21 protein-coding genes are annotated in these 21573 nt (G+C 43.2%); 11 read left to right on the top strand and 10 right to left on the bottom strand.

Annotation, left to right across the window (positions count from 1 at the left end; all coding sequences use genetic code 11):
• Nucleotides 1-29 precede the first annotated feature (29 nt).
• The 4 genes from L0992_11880 (at nt 30) to L0992_11895 (ending at nt 3702) form a co-directional block, all read left to right on the top strand.
• The gene (locus L0992_11880) at nt 30-857 is read left to right on the top strand and encodes an SDR family oxidoreductase (GenBank protein XGB66411.1); all 828 of its coding nucleotides are present in this window, start codon (nt 30-32) and stop codon (nt 855-857) included.
• 398 nt (nt 858-1255) lie between these two features.
• Entirely contained in the window at nt 1256-2110 is an 855-nt protein-coding gene (locus L0992_11885; GenBank protein XGB66412.1) for a co-chaperone YbbN, read from the top strand.
• 209 nt (nt 2111-2319) lie between these two features.
• A complete protein-coding gene (locus L0992_11890) occupies nt 2320-3249 on the top strand; it encodes an SPFH/Band 7/PHB domain protein (protein XGB66413.1) in 930 nt (309 codons plus the stop codon).
• A 3-nt stretch (nt 3250-3252) separates the two neighbouring features.
• On the top strand, nt 3253-3702 hold the full coding sequence (locus L0992_11895) for an NfeD family protein (protein ID XGB66414.1): 450 nt from the start codon (nt 3253-3255) through the stop codon (nt 3700-3702).
• A gap of 563 nt (nt 3703-4265) precedes the next feature.
• Here L0992_11895 and cueR read toward each other — a convergent pair.
• From cueR to zipA, 5 genes are all read right to left on the bottom strand, one after another.
• Entirely contained in the window at nt 4266-4658 is a 393-nt protein-coding gene (gene cueR / locus L0992_11900; GenBank protein ID XGB66415.1) for a Cu(I)-responsive transcriptional regulator, read from the bottom strand.
• 93 nt (nt 4659-4751) lie between these two features.
• Complete coding sequence (locus L0992_11905) at nt 4752-5555, bottom strand: DUF2057 domain-containing protein (GenBank protein ID XGB66416.1); 804 nt, start codon at nt 5553-5555, stop codon at nt 4752-4754.
• Between the two features lie 98 nt (nt 5556-5653).
• Nucleotides 5654-6757, bottom strand: coding sequence for a porin (locus L0992_11910; protein ID XGB66417.1), 1104 nt, complete (start codon nt 6755-6757; stop codon nt 5654-5656).
• 523 nt (nt 6758-7280) lie between these two features.
• Nucleotides 7281-9293 carry an NAD-dependent DNA ligase LigA gene (ligA, locus tag L0992_11915; protein ID XGB66418.1) on the bottom strand — a complete coding sequence of 671 codons (2013 nt, stop codon included), beginning with the start codon at nt 9291-9293 and terminating at the stop codon, nt 7281-7283.
• 92 nt (nt 9294-9385) lie between these two features.
• Nucleotides 9386-10429, bottom strand: coding sequence for a cell division protein ZipA (gene zipA, locus L0992_11920; protein XGB66419.1), 1044 nt, complete (start codon nt 10427-10429; stop codon nt 9386-9388).
• 229 nt (nt 10430-10658) lie between these two features.
• Between zipA and cysZ the strand changes: the two genes are divergently transcribed.
• The 5 genes from cysZ to crr all read left to right on the top strand — a co-directional run bounded on the left by cysZ (nt 10659) and on the right by crr (nt 15661).
• Nucleotides 10659-11417 carry a sulfate transporter CysZ gene (gene cysZ, locus L0992_11925; protein ID XGB66420.1) on the top strand — a complete coding sequence of 253 codons (759 nt, stop codon included), beginning with the start codon at nt 10659-10661 and terminating at the stop codon, nt 11415-11417.
• Between the two features lie 238 nt (nt 11418-11655).
• Nucleotides 11656-12624 (top strand): cysteine synthase A, encoded by a 969-nt coding sequence (cysK, locus tag L0992_11930; protein XGB66421.1) that lies wholly within the window; start codon nt 11656-11658, stop codon nt 12622-12624.
• A gap of 302 nt (nt 12625-12926) precedes the next feature.
• Nucleotides 12927-13184, top strand: a complete 258-nt coding sequence (locus L0992_11935; protein ID XGB66422.1) for an HPr family phosphocarrier protein — start codon at nt 12927-12929, stop codon at nt 13182-13184.
• Nucleotides 13185-13320: 136 nt separating this feature from the next.
• Nucleotides 13321-15045 carry a phosphoenolpyruvate-protein phosphotransferase PtsI gene (gene ptsI / locus L0992_11940; protein ID XGB66423.1) on the top strand — a complete coding sequence of 575 codons (1725 nt, stop codon included), beginning with the start codon at nt 13321-13323 and terminating at the stop codon, nt 15043-15045.
• A 106-nt stretch (nt 15046-15151) separates the two neighbouring features.
• Nucleotides 15152-15661, top strand: a complete 510-nt coding sequence (gene crr, locus L0992_11945; GenBank protein XGB66424.1) for a PTS glucose transporter subunit IIA — start codon at nt 15152-15154, stop codon at nt 15659-15661.
• Between the two features lie 548 nt (nt 15662-16209).
• Here the strand turns inward: crr and L0992_11950 are convergent.
• The 4 genes from L0992_11950 to L0992_11965 all read right to left on the bottom strand — a co-directional run bounded on the left by L0992_11950 (nt 16210) and on the right by L0992_11965 (nt 20345).
• On the bottom strand, nt 16210-17343 hold the full coding sequence (locus L0992_11950; protein ID XGB66425.1) for a flagellin: 1134 nt from the start codon (nt 17341-17343) through the stop codon (nt 16210-16212).
• 296 nt (nt 17344-17639) lie between these two features.
• On the bottom strand, nt 17640-18773 hold the full coding sequence (locus L0992_11955) for a flagellin (GenBank protein XGB66426.1): 1134 nt from the start codon (nt 18771-18773) through the stop codon (nt 17640-17642).
• Between the two features lie 121 nt (nt 18774-18894).
• Nucleotides 18895-19818 carry a Dyp-type peroxidase gene (locus tag L0992_11960; GenBank protein ID XGB66427.1) on the bottom strand — a complete coding sequence of 308 codons (924 nt, stop codon included), beginning with the start codon at nt 19816-19818 and terminating at the stop codon, nt 18895-18897.
• A 65-nt stretch (nt 19819-19883) separates the two neighbouring features.
• On the bottom strand, nt 19884-20345 hold the full coding sequence (locus tag L0992_11965; GenBank protein XGB66428.1) for a DUF2919 domain-containing protein: 462 nt from the start codon (nt 20343-20345) through the stop codon (nt 19884-19886).
• A gap of 109 nt (nt 20346-20454) precedes the next feature.
• On the opposite strand from L0992_11965, the gene L0992_11970 reads away from it, so the two are divergent.
• On the top strand, nt 20455-20799 hold the full coding sequence (locus L0992_11970) for a DUF2956 domain-containing protein (protein ID XGB66429.1): 345 nt from the start codon (nt 20455-20457) through the stop codon (nt 20797-20799).
• A gap of 12 nt (nt 20800-20811) precedes the next feature.
• A complete protein-coding gene (locus L0992_11975) occupies nt 20812-21144 on the top strand; it encodes a DUF4156 domain-containing protein (protein ID XGB66430.1) in 333 nt (110 codons plus the stop codon).
• A gap of 68 nt (nt 21145-21212) precedes the next feature.
• Here L0992_11975 and L0992_11980 read toward each other — a convergent pair whose 3' ends face one another.
• Nucleotides 21213-21500, bottom strand: a complete 288-nt coding sequence (locus L0992_11980) for a helix-turn-helix domain-containing protein (GenBank protein ID XGB66431.1) — start codon at nt 21498-21500, stop codon at nt 21213-21215.
• Nucleotides 21501-21573 lie beyond the last annotated feature (73 nt).

Below are 21573 nucleotides of genomic sequence, written 5' to 3' on the forward strand. Positions count from 1 at the left end.
GTCATAGAGACTCTAATAAAGGATTAAGCGTGAACAAGTCGATTCTTATCACTGGTTGCTCAACGGGTATTGGCTATACATGCGCTCATGCACTGAAACAGCGCGGTTTTCATGTCATTGCATCTTGTCGTGACCCACAAGATGTTCAACGCCTTCAAGATGAAGGTCTCACCTGCATTCAACTCGATCTTTCCAACCAAGAAAGTATTGAACATGGCGCCAAGCTTGCTATTGAACTCGCACCTAACGGGCTATATGGATTATTCAACAACGGCGCTTACGGCCAAGCAGGTGCGCTAGAAGACTTACCGACTCAAGGACTGAGAGAGCAATTCGAAACCAACTTCTTCGGTTGGCACCATCTCGTTTGCCAGATCCTTCCGCACATGCGTGAACGTGGCGAAGGACGAATCGTACAAAACAGTTCAGTGTTAGGCTTCGCCGCTATGAAATATCGCGGTGCTTACAACGCTTCAAAATTCGCAATCGAAGGTTGGACTGACACTCTGCGTTTAGAACTGCATGGCAGTGGCATACACATTTCATTACTTCAACCCGGTCCTATCGAAACCCAGTTTAGAACCAACGCCCTAAAGGCCTTCAATAAGTGGATACGCATCGAAGGCAGTGCCCACCAAGAAGCTTACCAACAGCAAAAAGACCGACTTGAAAAAGAGTCATCGAATAACGCTTTTGTTTTGCCTGCAGAAAGCTGCATTGAACCCGTTTTTCACGCGCTGACAGCCGATAAACCTAAGTTAAGGTACCGAGTGACGACACCAACTAAGGTGTTCGCAGTGTTAAAAAGGCTCCTACCAAGCCGCTTGCTAGACCCTATTTTGAGAAAAGCAGCATAAATTACTAACTTTGAATGCACAGTCGCAAACTTTAATGTAACGATGTAATTTATTCGTAACAATAAGATGTCATGATTTAGCCTATATCATCAATTATTCCCAATTGATGAAGCTACCTCTGGATATTTCATGACTTTAAACCGCCTTAATTGGGTAGGTGTGAGTTTGGCTATTACGTTGTTTATTCTGTTTTGAATATCTTAAGTAATACCTCACTGACCACCTCAATGAGAACGCTGTGTCTTCCGTGTTGAGATAACAACTCTATCAACATCGAAGCATGGCGTTTTTCTATTTTTGGCGCTTTTTATCTGAGATAACTGAGTTAGATCTTGAAGTTACCGACTTCTCACCCCATATTTGCATCGTATCCACAAAACAAACCTCAAGGAACGTAAATGCAATCTCCGCATATTGTTGAACTTAATGAGCAGAACTTTCGTCAAGTATTAGAAGGTTCGATGCAGACCCCTGTACTCATCCATTTTTGGGCACCAATGAGCCAAGAGAGCGCCCAAGTCATTCCTGAACTCCAAACATTAACTCAGCAATACAACGGTGCTTTCACATTAGCCCTACTGAATTGCGAGCAAGAACAAGCGATTGCTAGCCAATTTGGTGTTCAAGCACTGCCTACGATTGCACTGTTTGTTAACGGTCAACCTGTCGACGGACTGGGTGGTCCTCAAAGCTTAGACGCGATTGTAGAGATGCTAAGCAAACACCTTCCTAGTCAAGATGAACTCGCACTGCGCCAAGCTCTTGAGTTAATGCAAGCAGGCGATCACACTCAAGCTTTGGCGGCAATGCAACAGCTTCCTGCAGAGCTTACAAACAAAGGTGAAGTAAAACTGGCGATAGCAGAGTGTTTATTAGAAACACAACAGTTTGACCTTGCTGAAACTCAGCTAGCAACCATCCCACTTGAGTACCAAGACAACTACTACAAAGGCTTAGTTGCGAAGCTGGAACTTCATAAACAGGCAGCAGACAGCCCTGAGATTCAAGCACTAGAATCCGCTCTTCAGCAAAACCCAAGCGATGCTAAAACGGCCTCTGAATTAGCTCTGCAATACCACCAAGTGAACCGTAGCGAAGAAGCAATGGACCTACTGTGGTCTTTCCTAGCAAAAGATCTTAATACTCTCGATGGTGACATGAAAAAAGAATTCATGGATATCTTGAGTGCGCTTGGACAAGGCAATCCGGTTGCGAGTAAATACCGTCGACAGTTGTACTCTCTGCTTTACTAGCAATCGTCAACGCCAGTTAAGTTAAGCGTTGTCAAACACATCGAAAACTAACAATTCAATCAATTAGTTTATCGAATACAATAATGCCAAATGGGCCATAAAATCAATATTTTATGGCCCATTTTTCGTTTATAAATTTGCTCCGATTTTAAATATGAGCCAGTATCAATAATGAACTATCAAAAACTTAAACTTGCAAAGGATTTTGTATGGCTATTGATACATTGATTACTATTGGCGTCTTTACCGTCGTCGCACTGTTATTTATTTTCGCCGGAGTAAAAACCGTTCCGCAAGGCAATAACTGGACGGTAGAACGCTTCGGTCGCTACACGCATACCCTAAGACCGGGTTTAAACTTGATCATTCCGTTTATTGATAAAGTTGGACAACGCATCAGCATGATGGAGCGTGTTCTCGACATACCAGCTCAAGAGGTCATCTCTAAAGACAACGCGAACGTAGTTATTGATGCGGTGTGTTTTGTTCAGGTTATCGATGCCCCTAAAGCGGCCTATGAAGTGAACGACCTTGAGCACGCGATTCGTAACTTAACCCTCACCAATATCCGTACTGTATTGGGTTCTATGGAACTGGATGAAATGCTCAGCCAGCGTGACATGATCAATACCAAATTGCTTAACATCGTCGATGAAGCAACTAACCCTTGGGGGGTAAAAGTTACACGTATTGAGATTAAAGACGTACAACCACCAGCCGATCTTACCGCTGCGATGAATGCTCAGATGAAGGCAGAACGAAACAAACGTGCTGATATCTTAGAAGCAGAAGGCGTAAGGCAAGCAGAGATCCTAAAAGCAGAAGGTCACAAGCAGTCAGAGATCCTGAAAGCGGAAGGTGAAAAACAAGCCGCGATACTTCAAGCAGAAGCTCGTGAACGTGCTGCAGAAGCAGAAGCGAAAGCCACTGAAATGGTATCTACGGCGATCGCTCAAGGTGACATGCAAGCCGTAAACTACTTTATTGCACAAGGCTACACCGACGCACTGAAATCAATAGGTCAAGCCGAAAACGGCAAGATCATCATGCTACCACTTGAAGCAACAGGCCTAATGGGTTCTGTCGCTGGTATTGCAGAGATGTTTGCGCATAAGAATGACAAAGGTAGTAAGGACTAATTTATGGTCGAATTACTAGAACAAGTAAACCACTGGCACTGGCTGGCATTTGGTCTAGCACTGCTTGCACTTGAACTGGTTGGAACCGCTGGTTACTTTTTATGGATAGGCATATCTGCCATGCTGGTCGGTGCACTTTTGGGTGCTCTACCAATTGGTTGGCAGATGCAATGGCTATCCTTTGCTAGCTTCTCACTTATCACGACGTGGTTGTGGTGGAGAAGACAACTCTCGAATGACAAGCAATCTGATGCAGGGAGAGAGTTAAACCAAAGAGAAAAGCAACTGGTAGGTCAAACCGTTATTCTAAGTGAAGACGTAAAGAAAGGTAGCTGTCGAATTAAGTTCGGAGACTCTTCTTGGTCTGCGAAGGCGAGTCAAGATATTCCATCTGGCACCGAAATTAAGATTGTCGCTTTAGACGGAATAGTTCTAATAGTAGAACCTTTATAATCAAGTGCTATAAGGAGCCTGCATTTTCAATAAATGCAGGCTTTTTCTATTTTTGAACCTTAATAATATTCGAATTATCATTGCGATAGATTGAATTGAAAAAAAAATAAGTTCTTATTTCGAAAAGCTAAAAAGTTTGATTAAGCTAAAAAGGTATAAGAAAGCCAGATTTCTTACCCAAGATATATATGAATAATTAGCCTGACTCTCGCTTAATTATAATTATTAAAAATGTTAAGTCCGTCAGATTTTTGAAATTTTCTTTTCCTTGTCCATACTTTCAATTATCTCAATCAGAGATAAACCTAATGGAGTTTGTATGAGACATTTTTTAATAATTCTAACGGCTATTTTCAGCTTATCATTCGGAAGCGCTCTCGCGAGCAGTCAGTCTCCTGGTAACGGAAACATGGGGCCTATTGTAAAATGTTCAGATGGTAATGCCGTCACTCACGTACCATTACTGATCTGTAAACATTACGGCGGAAAAGTGCTGTGATAGGAGACTAAAGTCAGGCTAGTAATGTAATTGCGGCCTGACGATTATTTATAACTGACACAACCTAACTGCGGCCAGATAGATTGTTTAAGATAGGACATTCCGTGGAAGCATCACCAGGGCAGTCATGAACCCAAGATTGCAGTTGAGCTTTCATCTTGTTCAATTCAGCAAGCTTCAACTCTATTTCGTCTAACTTCTGCGTTGCCTTCTTTTTTACCTCGTAGCTTTCTCTATTGGGATTCATTGCCAACTCAACCAGTGATTTACACTCATCAAGGGTAAACCCAACCATTTTAGCTCTTAGTACAAACTCTAACTGTTCGATGTGAATCTCGCCGTATTGCCTATAGCCGTTTTCTGAACGATGTGGAGGACTCATCATGCCTTTACTTTCGTAAAAACGAATTGATTTCGCTGTTGTACCAACACGCTTCGCTACTTCACCAATATTCACAATCTTACCTGTAAGCCTAAAATGAAAAACCGCAGTACTGTTGTTATACAATACTGCGGTTGAAAAACATAGTTAGGGCGTAACGTTAAAGGCTTACTCTTGCTCTAACAACCAAATCATAGTTTGAGATTTTTCTTCACTGTCTAGCTTGTTGAACCAGTATGAAACCATTTCGATCTCTTTTGAGCCTTCTAGTGACGCTGGGTTAGCGTTCTTACGGTTCTTGAATGCCCAATCTGTTACTGCAGCTTGCTCTTCTTTTGTTGCTTCACCGTACCAATAGTTAACCATCTCTTGAGCTTGAGACGCCTTTGGTTCTTCAGCAACGACAGCCGCAACAGGTACCGCTACTGGAGCAACAGCAATAGCTGTATGATTATTTGCGCCATTATATATTGTGTCGATATACGCTTTCGGCACAATGAAAGTTGTACTCATTACTGAGTTTTGTCCATCAAGTGTAAATTCTAAGTTCTTTTCTCTTGCTTGCTGGATGTCAGCTTCGCTCAATGGAAATTTAATATATTGAGTCTTTGTGCAGTGTTCACTACAGCTCTCTCTTGGAAGTTGTCTCTCTTCAAGGTCTATCGTCTTACCAAAAAAGCTAACGGTTTCGTATTCTTTATAGCTCTGGAAATAGCTTACATCCATGGTAATGGAAGATTCTGGAGCCGAATTCTGCGTTACTTCTTTGTTGTATGTAAAGTAGAGTGAAGATTTCAGGATGTCTGCCCCGACATTCGCTTTACTTTCCGCTACGTAAGATTGGCCAGTCACTTGAATGTAGCCACCTTTTGGCTGTACATCTGCAACTGAGTCTACAAAATTACTTTGTGAATCGAGTGAACTACAAGCTCCCAAAAATAATGATAATACAACCACACTAACTTTATTCATTATGACTAATTCCTTATATTCACTATGGAAAAACGCTGGCAAACAAAATTTACCAGCGTTTTGATTTTTATCTAACTGTTTAAGCTGAAGATTCTAGCTTAGAAACCGTATTCAAGACCAACGCGAGTTACGATATCTGTATCAGCGTCACCAACAGTACGACCCGCTACACGTAGGTAAGGTACGAAACCGTTATGAACAGCCATTAGCTGACCAGAGATAGTGTTGCTGTCTGAGTTAGCGTCTTTCTTACCGTTTGTTTCAGACTCAAGGTTAGCTGCGTAACCTAATTTGAAACCGATTGGACCGTTCCAGTATTGACCAATGATTGAGTAAGAATCTTGAGTTACTTTGCGGATGCTGTTATCTAGCTCTTCGCCTTTATAAGCTGCTGCGAAGCCAAAACCTGCAGGTAGGCTAGCTTCAAAACCAACGATGTATGCAAATGTATCGTCTTTAATTTCCGCAGCAGCAGCTACAGGGTCTGCAATCCCCGTCTCTGGGTTAAACTCAAAGCCAGCATCAACGGCAGGAGTCACACGTGTACCAGATTCAACCGCACCCATCAAAGTTACTTTTTCAAAGCTGTATTTAGCACTTGCGCCAGCAAAGCTTGCATCACGTGTAGCGTTACCACCACCATTGTTATCGTCATCACGACCAACAGAAGCAGCAAAAGAGAATCCACCAAATTTAGCTGAATCGTAACGAACTTGGTTAGATTGACGATCGTAGTGACCGTTGATGCCGCCCCAATCGAATACAGAACCTAGACCAGGGTTAGAGAATGGCCAGTCGACGATTTCGTATAGTGGTGTCAGAACACGACCGACACGTAGGTTACCCCAAGAGCCAGAAGCACCGATGAAAGTATCACGGAAACCTAGCACACCACCTGAAACACCACCGTGAGACCAGTCTGTGCTATCTACGTAACCAGATTCGATCTGCATTGTGATTAATACGTCATCAAACATATCTTTATGAGCACGGAAACCGATACGAGATTCGTTCTCTACGACAAAGCCCTTGCTGTTGTTGTTGTTATCAGTCGTGTTGTAGTTAACCATTGAGATAGCTGCAACACCGTATACGTCAACGTTGAAGTCAGAGTTGATACCAACTTCTTTCGCCATTACGCCTGTCGATAAAAGTGCAACGGATGCACCTAGTAGAGTACGTTTGAAAATTTTGTTTTCCATGGAATAAAACTCCTAAAAATGGATATAGCTGTTTGAATATTTCCCGCCTAAAGTTGGCCGCCGTAGAGAGAAATACCTTTTCTTGTTTGAGAACCCTTAACACTGAATTCTCTATTTCCTTTCTGGGTATACACATCGTGCATCCATGGCATTAAGACTAACTTCGCCCTCAAAAAGATCAATGAGAACTTAATTTTCATCTAAAAAAATATGAGTTGGTGCAAATTTAGTAGGTACTTAGTGATCCAGATCGATAAAATGAAAAGCTCACAACCAAAAACAGCAATTTCAAATAAAAACAATAAGTTAAATGAAAGTGCCTTTTATAAAAATAGATATGACTCGCATTTTAAGTACAACTAGAACAGCATTTCATTAATGTTGAGCACCATCACTGTCCTAATTTGAGACTTCGTATAGGAACAAAATTCTCAACAAACAAAAAGCTTGCTAATTTATAGCAAAAACTAAAAAGGCACTCCCTTGAAAGGAGTGCCTTTGAGCTTTTTTTATCTGAATTTACTTACGATATAAGGGCAATTAGATCTTCTTCGGTTCTTATTTCGATTCCTAAATCTTGTGCTTTAGTTAGTTTAGAACCCGCAGCTTCACCAGCAAATAAGATATCAGTTTTCTTCGATACGCTACCCGTCACTTTCGCACCTAATGCTTGTAACGCAGCTTTCGCTTCACTTCGACCTAATTGCGACAATGAACCTGTTAAAACAACGACTTTGCCTTCTAATGGTAGCTCTTGATCATCGGCAGCTTCTTCGATGATTGGCCAATTCACACCTAGCTCTATCAACTGATCGACGACCGCTCTGTTTTTCTCTTGTGAGAAGAAGCTGGTGATATGGCTAGCAACAATGTCGCCAATATCTGACACTTCGACTAACTGTTTATGAGTCGCTGCTTGAACCAGTTCCAGCGTCTTAAAGTGTTGCGCTAGGTTCATCGCTGTCGCTTCACCGACTTCACGAATACCGAGTGAATAGAGGAAACGCGCTAATGTCGTGTCTTTAGCTTTATTCAGCGCACTCACGACGTTTTGTGCCGATTTAGGCCCCATTCGGTCAAGGACAGTAATCACGCCAGCGCTGAGCTTAAACAAGTCAGCTGGTGTTTCGACCATTTCGCGATCAACAAGCTGCTCAATTACTTTCACGCCTAGCCCATCAACGTCTAGCGCCTTTCTAGAAACAAAATGTTTAAGTGCTTCTTTACGCTGTGCCTGACACACTAAACCGCCAGTACAACGCGCTACCGCTTCACCTTCAACACGCTCAACGGCAGAACTACATACAGGGCAAGCATCAGGGAAAACAATATCTTTCGCTGTCTCAGGACGACGATCTTGTACAACCGCGACGATCTGTGGAATTACATCACCAGCTCGACGAATAATAACGCTATCACCTACCTTCACACCTAGACGAGCAATCTCATCAGCGTTGTGTAGCGTGGCATTACTCACCGTCACACCACCAACAAAGATAGGTTCCAGTTTAGCAACAGGCGTAATAGCGCCCGTACGGCCTACCTGGAACTCAACATCGTTAAGCAGAGTGATCTCTTCTTGCGCTGGGAATTTGTAAGCAATCGCCCAGCGAGGAGCTCTAGCAACAAAGCCAAGCACTTCTTGTGCGGCAATATCATCGACTTTGATAACCACACCATCGATCTCATAAGCCAGAGCATCGCGACGAGTCATGATATCTTGATAATAAGCCTTTACGTCCTCAAGTGAGCTAAGCTGCTTAGTCTCAGGGCACATAGGTAAACCCCAACCTTTCAGCTGTAAGAAACGTTGATAGTGGCTATTAGAAAGCTCAGCGCCCTCTACAACACCAACACTGTAGGCATAGAAAGCCAGCGGACGTTTCGCTGTAATACGAGAATCAAGTTGACGCAAACTACCTGCTGCGGCATTACGTGGGTTAACAAAGACTTTTTCGCCTTTCTTCAACGCCATCTCATTTAATTTGTCGAAGCCTGCTTTTGGCATGAATACTTCACCACGAACTTCGATACGCTCAGGCCAGCCTTCGCCTTGTAACTTAAGCGGAATCGAACTGATCGTACGTACGTTTTCTGTAATGTTTTCGCCAGTCGCACCATCACCACGAGTCGCAGCTTGAACTAAAGTGCCATTCACATAGAGCAAGCTCACAGCAAGGCCATCAAGCTTGGGCTCACAACAGAAAGTTTTGAGGTTCGCGGTTGGTGCTCTATCCGACATACGCTTATTAAACGCATCCAAGTCTTCGTCAGAGAATGCATTGTCTAGAGAAAGCATTGGGATTTCGTGAGTCACTTGCGTGAAGCCATCTAAAGGCTGACCGCCAACACGTTGGCTTGGTGAATCCACCGTTACAAGCTCTGGGTTCTCTTCTTCGATCTTTAGCAATTGCTGCATTAATCGATCGTACTCGACATCAGGGATCTCAGGGCTATCTTCTACGTAATAACGAACGGCGTGATAATGCAGAGTTTCTCTTAACTGCTCTAAGGTAACTTGAATCGATTCTTTCATATCATTCTCTATCGTGATTGAAATATCAAAAAGGGCTCCCTTAGGAGCCCTTTTCTATAAATATAGATTATTTACAAGGCTAAACAATACGGCTAGGCGTTCGATGCCGTCATAAAGTCTCTGATTTGCTTGCGGTAGTCAGACAAACGGTTTGGTGTCATTAAGTTACGTGACTCATCCAAAACATTTCCGCCCATATCATCAGCAATTTTCTGCGCCGCACTCAACATTACATTGAAGTTTTGATCAGCTTGACCGTAACAAGGCAACGTCATAAAGAACGAAATACCTTTCGTCGTGAAGTCAGCAGGATCGTCATGTTCTAGCGTGCCTGGCTGCATCATGTTCGCTACGCTGAAAATAACTTTTGGTTCGTCACTCGATTGTGCAAAGCAGTGGTAGATAGACATCTCACCATAAGTTAACCCGTTGTTTTCCATGCTGCGGAACAGCTCAGTACCCACGAATGGGATCTCTCCAGCACAGTGAACATTAAGAACGATAACTTCTAATCCAAGTTCTTCATCTGGCTTCGTTTCTTCAACAGGTGCACTTTGTGGAGTAACGACTGCTTTCGCAACAACAGGCTCACTTTGAGTGAACGTTTCGTTTGGAACAAGAGGCTCATCAACCGTCTCAGAAGTTTCTTCAAACGAACCGTACTGCTCTTTAAAGCCTGCATGGTTTTCTTTTTGTTCGTCGGTCAACTCAAAGCTTGGAACTTCAGGCTCAATAACCTTCTCTTCCTCAAGCTCTTCCGGTTCACTCTCAACCTTGATTGGGTCTTCAACACTGAAAGAAGGAAGATCATTCAATTCGATGTCATCTTCGTGAGCTTCTTTCACTTGTGGCGCTGTAAGTGGATCTGAATCGATCAGAGGATCAGTCGCAGATGGCGAAACAGCAAAATCCGGTTCTTTACGTTCTTTTCGGATTATCTCAAAATCATCTTCTGGGGCGAATGAACGATTTGGGATAGTTTCTGCTTCATCTAAGCTATCGTTATCAAGCTTACCAAGCGGCTTATCACCAAACTTTGCTTTCCCTTCTTTTTTACTCGTCCACAGACCGTGGAACAATAATGCGGCGATAGCTAGTGCGCCAACAATAATGAGTACAAATCGCAATTCCTGCATTTTTCGCTCTCAGCTTTCTTAGTCAACTAGCGATAAAGACGCTGTCACTAAGTTGGGTTAATTTGGCCAATCTCACTACTCTATCAAAAGTAGCCACTGTTTTAGAACAACTTAATACAATTAGTTCCTTACATGGTGTGATTTTCGCCACGCTTTTTTTCTTAATTTCGGTCGAGTACACTAGACATGTTTGCTATTTAATCAAATTCACATGTGACCTAATTTAAATATGACTATTGAATCTGTTCCACGCTCAGGCTTTGGCTATTTTATTTTCGGAATAAAAATCGCTTTATCACCGAGCATTCGTAAGTTTGTACTACTTCCTCTGATCGCTAACGTGTTGCTTGTTGGTGGTGCCTTGTTTTATATCTTTTCCAATCTAAACACTTGGATTGAAGGTTGGATTGGTGCATTGCCAAGTTTCTTGTCTTGGTTGTCATACCTTTTATGGCCGTTACTTGTCTTAACCGTCTTGGCCACGTTCTCGTATTTCTTTAGTACGCTCGCTAACTTCATTGCCGCACCGTTCAACGGTTTACTCGCAGAAAAAGTGGAAGAGTTGCTGAGCGGTAAAAAAGTCAATGACGATGGTTTGCTTGATGTTCTCAAAGATACCCCACGCATATTAGCGAGAGAATGGCGCAAGCTTGTCTACGTTCTGCCAAAAGCGATCGGTTTATTCCTACTTTTGTTAATTCCAGCACTAGGACAAACCGTTGCACCGTTTTTATGGTTCATCTTCACAGCATGGATGTTAGCGATTCAATACGCTGACTACCCGTTCGATAACCATAAAATCAAGTTCGATGACATGAGAAACAATTTGAAACAAAAACAAGGTAAGAGCTACAGCTTCGGTGCGCTTGTTTCTGTTTTCACTACTATTCCAATTTTAAACCTGATTGTGATGCCCGTTGCCGTTTGTGGCGCAACGGCAATGTGGGTCGCTGAGTTTAAAGACCAAGCTCTACGCTCACGTCTATAAGTTCTCGTCTCTAACCCGGCCTACACTTCCTAGTTTCGCCTATCTTTTTGAAGTTCTGATTTCAATAAAGATAGGCGTCAATTCTGCTACATATCTATATGATATAACTTTTTAATCCTTTTACCTTTTTTTCAACTTGTTTAATCTAAATTCAAGCTGAACAAACATCGAAAGACACTAGACGGTAAAGTGATTGATATACTACGTTTAGTTCTGTCATTAAATGAAGGAATATCGCATGAGCAAGATCTACGAAGACAACACCCTAACGATTGGTAACACACCTCTAGTCCGCCTTAACAAAGTAAGCAAAGGTAACGTCCTAGCTAAGATCGAAGCTCGTAACCCAAGCTTCAGTGTAAAGTGCCGTATCGGTTCAAACATGATCTGGGAAGCGGAAAAAGCAGGTACTCTGAAGCCAGGTATCGAGCTTGTTGAACCTACTAGTGGTAACACTGGTGTTGCTCTTGCATTCGTAGCTGCGGCGCGCGGTTACAAGCTAACGCTAACTATGCCGGAGTCAATGAGCCTAGAACGTCGTAAGCTGCTTAAAGCACTCGGCGCAAACCTAGTGCTAACTGAAGCACCAAAAGGCATGAACGGCGCGATTGCTAAAGCAGAAGAGATTGTTGCTTCAGACCCAGACAAGTATCTACTACTTCAACAGTTCAACAACCCAGCTAACCCACAGATTCACGAGCAGACAACTGGTCCTGAGATTTGGGAAGCAACAGACGGCGAAATCGACGTGTTTGTAGCGGGTGTTGGTACGGGCGGTACTATCACTGGTACAAGTCGTTACATTAAAGGTGAAAAAGGCAAAGCGATTACTTCAGTAGCGGTTGAGCCGGCTGAGTCTCCAGTTATTGCACAAGCGCTTGCAGGTGAAGAAATCAAGCCAGCTCCGCACAAAATTCAAGGTATCGGCGCAGGTTTCATCCCTGGAAACCTAGATTTAGAGATTATTGACCGCGTAGAATCGGTAACTTCTGAAGAAGCGATTGAGATGGCTCAACGCCTAATGAAAGAAGAAGGTATCCTTGCTGGCATCTCATCTGGTGCAGCTGTGGTAGCCGCTAACAGAATCGCAGAACTCCCTGAATTTGCAGGGAAAACTATCGTAACGGTACTACCAAGCTCTGGTGAACGTTACCTAAGTACAGCCCTATTTGCTGGCATCTTTACGGAAAAAGAGAACCAACAATAATATGTGGTCAAATCAATTTTTCGTCCAAAAAAGCCCCGTTTAGGGGCTTTTTTGTTGATCCCTGCCCCACCTTTGGTAATATCGGGTCTGTTTTATTTTTCGCTTCAAAATAAAAGAAGCAATAAACAAATTCTGAAAGTCATGAGTACTCAACAAAAGACGACCATGGCTGGATAAAAATTTATAACCAGTCTAAGTTCTAACACGAACATGGCGTACTAGCCTCTAGCGCATTTGGGCTAAAGCAGTTAAGCTAATCTGGTTACAAACTTACAAAAAATAAATTAATTGGGGTATATAAAATGTACGAGAAGCAAGTAGAAATCACAGCAGAAAACGGTCTTCACACTCGTCCAGCTGCACAGTTCGTTAAAGAAGCAAAATCTTTCGACGCTGACATCACAGTGACTTCTAACGGCAAAAGCGCTAGCGCGAAAAGCCTGTTCAAACTACAAACTTTAGGCCTAGTAAAAGGTACTAACGTTACTATTTCAGCTGAAGGTCCTCAAGCTCAGCAAGCAGTAGACCACCTAGTTGCTCTTATGGATCAACTACACTAATACGGTCTCCTTCTTTCAAAGCCATTTTGCACAGCAAAGTGGCTTTGTTCGAAATAGATAGGAATAAGCGCGACATTAGTCGACGACTTAAAGTCACACACTCTCCCGTTTACAGTTGAACAACTAAGGTAAGGCTATGATTTCAGGCATCCTAGCATCTCCTGGTATTGCTTTCGGTAAAGCACTACTACTTCAAGAAGATGAAATTGTCCTAAACACTCAATCTATCTCTGACGACCAAGTTGAAGCAGAAGTACAGCGTTTCTTTGACGCTCGTAACAAATCTTCTCAACAACTTGAAGTTGTTAAGCAAAAAGCACTTGAAACTTTTGGCGAAGAAAAAGAAGCAATCTTTGAAGGCCACATCATGCTGCTTGAAGATGAAGAGCTAGAAGAAGAGATTTTAGCACTCATCAAGAAAGACAAGATGCACGCAGACAACGCGATCCACACTGTGATCGAAGAGCAAGCTGTTGCACTAGAGTCTCTTGATGATGAGTACCTAAAAGAACGTGCAACTGATATCCGTGATATCGGTACTCGTTTCGTTAAAAATGCACTAGGCATTAACATTGTTTCTCTAGCAGACATCAATGAAGAAGTTATCCTAGTTGCTTACGACCTAACGCCATCTGAAACTGCACAAATCAACCTAGACTACGTTCTTGGTTTCGCTTGTGACATCGGCGGTCGTACATCTCATACTTCAATCATGGCACGTTCTCTTGAGCTTCCTGCTATCGTTGGTACTAACGATATCACTAAGCAAGTTAAGAACGGCGACATGCTTGTGCTAGACGCGATGAACAACAAGATCATCATCAACCCTTCTGAAGCTGAATTAGCAGAAGCTAAGAAAATCAAAGCAGATTTCGAAGCAGAAGCGGCTGAACTAGCAAAACTAAAAGATTTGCATGCTGAAACTCTAGACGGTCACCGTGTAGAAGTTTGCGGCAATATCGGTACAGTAAAAGACTGTGACGGTATCCTGCGTAACGGCGGTGAAGGCGTTGGTCTGTACCGTACTGAATTCCTATTTATGGACCGTGACGCGCTTCCTACTGAAGAAGAGCAATATGTTGCTTACAAAGAAGTAGCAGAAGCAATGGAAGGCGAGTCAGTAATTATCCGTACTATGGATATCGGTGGCGACAAAGACCTACCATACATGGACCTTCCACAAGAGATGAACCCGTTCCTAGGCTGGCGTGCAGTACGTATCAGCTTGGATCGTCGTGAAATCCTACGTGACCAACTACGTGGCATCCTACGTGCATCTGCACACGGTAAACTACGTATCATGTTCCCAATGATCATTTCTGTTGAAGAGATCCGTGAACTGAAAAAAGCAATCGAAGAGTACAAAGTTGAACTTCGCGCTGAAGGCCTAGCTTTCGATGAAGAAATCGAAATCGGCGTAATGGTTGAGACTCCAGCTGCAGCTGCAATCGCACACCACCTAGCGAAAGAAGTATCTTTCTTCTCTATCGGTACTAACGACCTAACGCAATACACTCTTGCGGTAGACCGTGGTAACGAAATGATTTCTCACCTATACAACCCACTATCTCCTGCTGTTCTTACAGTAATCAAGCAAGTGATCGACGCATCACACGCTGAAGGTAAGTGGACTGGTATGTGTGGTGAGCTTGCTGGTGATGAGCGTGCAACGCTACTTCTTCTTGGTATGGGTCTAGATGAGTTCTCTATGAGCGGTATCTCTATCCCTAAAGTTAAGAAAGTAATCCGTAACTCTAACTTCGCTGAAGTTAAAGCTATGGCTGACGAAGCACTATCTCTACCAACAGCTGCTGAAATTGAAGCTTGCGTAGAAAAGTTCATCGCTGAGAAAACTCAGTAATCGCCGATCGCTTAATAACGTTAGACGGCTAAAAATAGTCGTCTAATTTGTTAGATTGGTATAGTATATTCTACAGAATAAAACTAAACGTTAGGAGCATGACACAATGGGTCTGTTTGACAAACTGAAAAAGCTTGTATCTGATGACAGCGCTGATGCTGGTGCAATCGAAATCATCGCACCTCTTTCTGGTGAAATCGTAAACATCGAAGATGTGCCAGATGTAGTTTTCGCTGAAAAAATCGTTGGTGACGGCATCGCGATCAAACCAGCTGGCGACAAAATGGTAGCTCCAGTTAACGGTACTATCGGTAAGATCTTCGAAACTAACCACGCATTCTCTATCGAGTCTGACGACGGTGTTGAGCTTTTCGTTCACTTCGGTATCGATACTGTTGAACTTAAAGGCGAAGGCTTCACTCGTGTAGCTGAAGAAGGTCAATCTGTTAAAGCTGGTGACACTATCATCACTTTCGACCTAGCGCTTCTAGAAGAGAAAGCAAAATCTACGCTTACTCCAGTTGTTATCTCTAACATGGACGAAATCAAAGAGCTGAACAAGCTTTCTGGTTCTGTAACTGTTGGCGAAACTCCAGTTCTTAAAGTAACTAAGTAATCTCAATTACTTATCTGCTTTAATTAAAACGCTACCTAAGGGTGGCGTTTTTTGTGCCTGCTGTATTTGTTCAAGACCTCAGATAGTATTACTGACTATCACACCGAAATACCTCTCCAAGCTCTCTCAACGAATCACAACTACAATGTCCGTTTACACCCTACTATTCGATTAGGTTTTAACTAAACGTTGTTAAGCGCTATTCAATGCATTTCGTCCATACATCGAATTACACTTGTGATTTTTAACAAACAACAGATCTCTGATACCTCGTTCTACTCGATTCTGAGATGACGACTAAAGGCTTAGATTGAAGTAAGCAAAAGCTCAATACCACACTATCCCCGTCATTCCCTACAGTGAGGAACGAACGTGATAGGGAATCTCGCTTTTGGCCTTTACCACCGCCCTAAATTCTCCACTTCGCCAAATTACAGGCAATAAAAAACCCAGCCGAAGCTGGGTCTGTTTAGCGCTCATCTCTCACCACGAGCTAATTTGTGGAAGCCTTGCGTCAACACTATTGGTCAACGTGGCTTTTCAATCGATTAACCTAGTAGGCTAAGTGCCGAGTTCGGAGCTTGCTTCGCTTGAGCAAGAATCGAGCTTGAAGCTTGAGAAAGGATCTGAGACTTAGTCATCTGAGTCGTTTCTTTCGCGAAGTCGGTATCTTTAATACGGCTCTTAGATGCGTTAACGTTCTCGTTAATGTTGTCTAAGTTGCTGATTGCGTGGTCGAAACGGTTTTGGAAAGCACCTAGCTCAGCACGGTGGCTGTCTACATACTTAAGTGCCGCATCGATGACTGCTACAGACTCTTGTGCGCCGCCAACAGATGTTACGTCGATAGTATCAACCGTTACATCTTTAGCTGCTTGAATACCTAACTCACCAGCAAGGCCGCCAGAGAAAGACACATCGCCGCTCACTTTGTTGTTGCCTGTGAACATTTGTAGCTTGCCGTCTTCAGTAACTGACGCTTTAACAGAATCTTGTTGACCGTTGATGTAAGTCGCTAGCTCTTCGATGTCGTCACCCGCTTTTGCGCTGATGTCGATTTCTTGTGCTTGACCAAAGTTATCAGTGAACGACAATTTCAGGTCGTTAGAACCCGCTTGAACGTTCCAGTCTTTGTCTTTCGCGTTCTCAGTTTGGTAGCTCTTACCACCCATCTGAGCGTTATCAGAGCGCATATCTTTCAGTTGAAGCATTACCGCTTCACCGTTGTCTGCACCGATTTGGAATGACTTAGTACCGTGAGTACCGTTAAGCAGCTTGTTACCACCGAAAGACGTCGTCTCCGCGATACGGTTTAGCTCGTCGTTCAGTGCTGTTACTTCTTCTTGAATCGCTACACGCTCAGATTTTGAGTTTGAGCCGTTTGAAGATTGCAGAGACAAATCACGCATACGTTGCAGGATGTTCGTTGTCTCGTTCATTGCACCTTCAGCAGTTTGTGCAATAGAGATACCATCGTTCGCGTTACGTACAGCAACATCAAGACCACGACTCTGAACGTTCAAACGGTTCGAGATTTGTAGGCCTGCAGCGTCATCTTTTGCGCTGTTGATTTTAGAACCTGAAGCTAGACGCTCCATTGATGTTTGTTGTGCGCTGTTTGCGTTGTTTAGGTAACGTTGCGCTGTCATCGCTGATACGTTTGTATTTACATTCACTGCCATGGTGACTTCTCCAATTGATTTTCCGGTATAGCGGTTTCCGACGTCTCGGAAAACCAAGTAGTTATCTCTAAGTTACTTTTAATAACGGCGTGATTGGCGAAACCTTTAGGAAAAAAACAACAAAATTAAAGAAATAGCGATTAAGGAGAAAAAAGCGTGACTGGCAGTAAAAATATCAAAAAAAGATGAGAAAAACGCTAAAGTTGCCGAGAAGTCGGCCGAGCGATAATTTGTATTCTAATTAACCAAATGGACTGATTAAGCTGAAATGTCTTTATAAGATTAGAGGTGATTTACTAGCCTAATAAGGTTAAGGCAAGGTTCGGCGCCTGCTTTGCTTGAGCCAGTATGGTGGTGCTCACCTGCTGCAAAATTTGTTGCTTAAGCATTTGAGTAGTTTCTTTGGCGTAATCGGTATCTTTGATTCTGCTATTTGATGTCGCCAAGTTCTCATGAACATTTTCGAGATTATTAATCGCATGATCAAAGCGGTTTTGCATTGCGCCTAATTCAGAACGATGACTGTCCACATACTTCATGGCTGTGTCTAAAATAGAAACAGCACGCTGCGCGCCACCCACATCGGTCACATTGATGTCATCGACAGATTCGTAATAACCCGCTGACATCGAAAGCTCACTGGCTAACGAACCTGAAAAAGAAATCGTGCCTGCGGTATCTTCACCAGACATGTAGATCTGAAGTTGCCCATCATCATTAACCGAAGCCGAAACCAGATCCGTTTGACCATTAATGTAGGTCGCCAACTCTTCAATGTCGTCACCCGCTTTCGCATTAATGGTGATCTCTTGAGGCTGACCAAAACGATCGGTAAACGACATCGTCATATCATTCTGGTTGGGTTTTACTTCCCACGAGTCATTGGCCATGCCGTTCGCGACATAACTAAAACCGCCCATGTTGATGTCATCGGTACGCATGTTTTTGAGGCCGATTTGAACCGCTTCACCAGAACTGCCACCTATCTGAAATGAGGTACTACCAAAACTACCGTTAAGCAGCTTTTTACCACCAAATGAAGTGGTCTCTGCGATACGATTCAGCTCATCGTTTAAGGCAGTAATTTCTTCTTGAATCGCCGCTCTTTCGGACTGACTATTTGAACCGTTGCTCGCTTGTAGAGACAAGTCACGCATGCGTTGCATGATATTGGTAGTTTCGTTCATCGCGCCTTCTGCGGTCTGCATAATAGAGATGCCATCATTCGCATTTCGAACTGCGACATCAATACCACTCATCTGCGCTTCAAGTCGATTCGAGATTTGTAGGCCTGCAGCGTCGTCTTTAGCGCTGTTAATACGACTCCCTGAAGCTAAGCGCTCCAAAGATTGGTTCAGCATGTTGTTAGCATTAGAGAGGTTTCTCTGAGCCACCAGCGCTGAGACATTTGTATTAACAGTTATAGCCATAGACCTTCACTTACAAAAAGATGAATAGAACTCACGATTGCTCTTATATCGACCAATTCATATAAAGCTTTAATAAAAAAGGAGCCCTGAGGCTCCCTTTATTTATTCTTTTTGAGACGACTTACTTAATCGTTAATGCACTCAACATCTCAGTTGAAGGAGCAAAATAGTAAGCGCCAGTAACGGCTTTAGTAAAGCGAAGCAGTTGGTCTGTTTTGCCATCGGTTACGCCGTACATGCTCTCTAACATCGCATCAAAGTTATGACGAACGTTACAGTAAGCAATGAACAGTAAGCCGTGATCGCCCGTTGCTGTGCCGTAAGGCAGGCTGTGACGAACGATTTTAAGGCCCTTGCCTTCTTCTTTGATATCCACACGGCCAACGTGAGACGCCGCTGGAACATCATCTAGCTCGATAGAATCTGGCTTAGTACGGCCAACCACTTTCTCTTGCGCCGATACGTTTAATCGGTTCCAAGCAGGTAGGTTATGCACAAAGCGTTGAACCATCACGTAGCTACCACCTGCGAATTCACCTTCAGGAACAATCGCCACTTCAGCGCGCTGTGCATCTTTCGGGTTTTCAGTGCCATCAACGAAATCAGTCATGTCACGTGAGTCTAGGAAGCGGTAACCGTAAGTTTCATCCACAACTTCCACGTCTGCTGCTACTTCAGATAGCAATTTACGTAGGATGAAGAAATGCAGATCATGTCGGTTTGAGTGACAGTGAATCAAAACATCAGACAGTGTGCTCGGTGCTGTAACATCACCTTCACCAAGCGCAGGGAAATCAATTAGATCAGAGGGAGCTGCTTGCTCGAACTTATCCCAAAAAGCTTTTGAGAACGCAACCGACGCCGTTAGGTTTGCATCAGGTTGAGTTTGGTTTAGCTCGTCGATTAGAGTCGGAAGCTTTTGAATTTCTGCTAGTACATTAGCAGTGTTAGCGTTCACTTTAAGTTGAACGTAAAGAGCGAAAGGCCCAGCTTCAGGCAAAATAGCACTTTGAACGTTAGGCTGCTCATTTGAAACATTAAGCATAGATTATTCCTTCCAGTTTTAGCTTCTAAGTATAATTGTGAATGGGACAAATGTTTTGATGAGAATCAGTCTTCGAGCTCAACCACTTTAAAGCAATCCCTTGCAGCATGGCTATTAGTTAGATAAAGCGCTAACCACAGCAGCAACAATAGGGTGATGCCATTTGACCAACGAAACCATCCGTTATCCAAATAGATTAAATAAATCGTATGGGAGCTCTGTGCCAAGATAGCCATAATGGTCACCCCGCGTCCCCATGAAACGACTTTGTTAAGGCGTTTTCTATCTGGAGATCTTAGCCCAAATAACCACATCAGTAGCAAACTAGGAACACTCAATGCAATTCCAACATAAAACATCTGATGGTCTGGGTAGATTATCTCAAGGATATCGGTTCCCGATTCTCGGCTTGCGCCTGCAACAATGAAAACGACCAAGGCTTTCGCAAGAAACAGCCAACCTAACCAGAGCAAGATTGGGGCTTTCAAAAAGCCGTGCTTGTCGTATTGTTCTATGGAGTACCGCACAAATCTCACTTTCACTTATTTTCAAACCAACACTTTAACGCAAATCATTCATACTTAACTAGCTTTGCGTTATCTTAGTAGCCAATCCGTTTTAATTATCGAACTCAGTATGAAAAAGAAAACTAATACGCCGTCTGTTGAATCTCAACAAGAAGCACTGAAGATAGCCAAAGCGACTCAAAAGCCAGCTCAAACCAAAGAACAAACTAAACTGATTGCGCAGGGTATCGAGAAAGGCATCGCACTGTATAAGAAACAGCAAAAAGAACGCAGCCGCCAAGCCGATAAAGCGAAGAAGCGCGTACAGAAAGAGAAGCAGACTCAACAAGCTAACCAAAACCAAGAAGACACGGTTGAAATAAGTGTTGATACATCATCAAATCACGCCAATAAACTGCCGTGGTTACTACTGATTGCAAGCTGGGTAGGCTTCGCGATTTATTTGATGCAATAGCAGGGTAAACGTATGAAAAAGGAATTAGCCGCTTTGGCTATGAGTAGCATGTTACTCGGGTGTACCACACCCACATCAACGCCTCATAGTAAAGCGGACAAGGTACAAATGGATTACCATGGCCTGATTAACATCGAGCAGTGTGAGTATAAAGGGGAAGTCACTGGTAGCGAAGGCCACTGGTACAGCTACTTGTTCTTTCCCAATGACACCCTGATTCAAGGTGCGGTGAATGAACTTAAGTCGAATGCCATTGAGCTAGGCGCAGACACCGTTATCTTTACCCTACCTCAAGATTTCAGCACTTCCGTGACTATGCTCGGTACAGCCTACCTGTGTGAGTAAGCAATTAAATCGGCATATCGGTATGCTTCGATTTTATGAAGCCCAAAAGAAAGCCAGCTTTCGCTGGCTTATGCACTAAATCCAAGGCTTGTTGCTATATCGCCTTTACGTTCTAGAACCCACTGACTGTCAAATGGTCCCCAGTCGGATAACTGGTAATAACCATCATTATGACGTCGCCCATCTTGAACAAACATAAGTTCGATACCGATCCCCGGTAACGCCTTGAGTACATCTTGAATAGTACGACGAGGCCAACCCGTTTTTTCGATGAGTTTAGGCACATTTGGCCTATCAAGGCTTTCGACTAACAATGCTAAATATAGCCGCCTTGCAAAAACAGGACTCAACTCCATTGACACCTCCTATATATGTGCAACTCAATTATTTCTTTTTTCGCTGACAACATGTTGAGGCTGATCAATAAGT

Source organism: Vibrio pomeroyi, assembly GCA_041879425.1.
GTDB classification, from domain to species: Bacteria; Pseudomonadota; Gammaproteobacteria; order Enterobacterales; family Vibrionaceae; genus Vibrio; species Vibrio pomeroyi_A.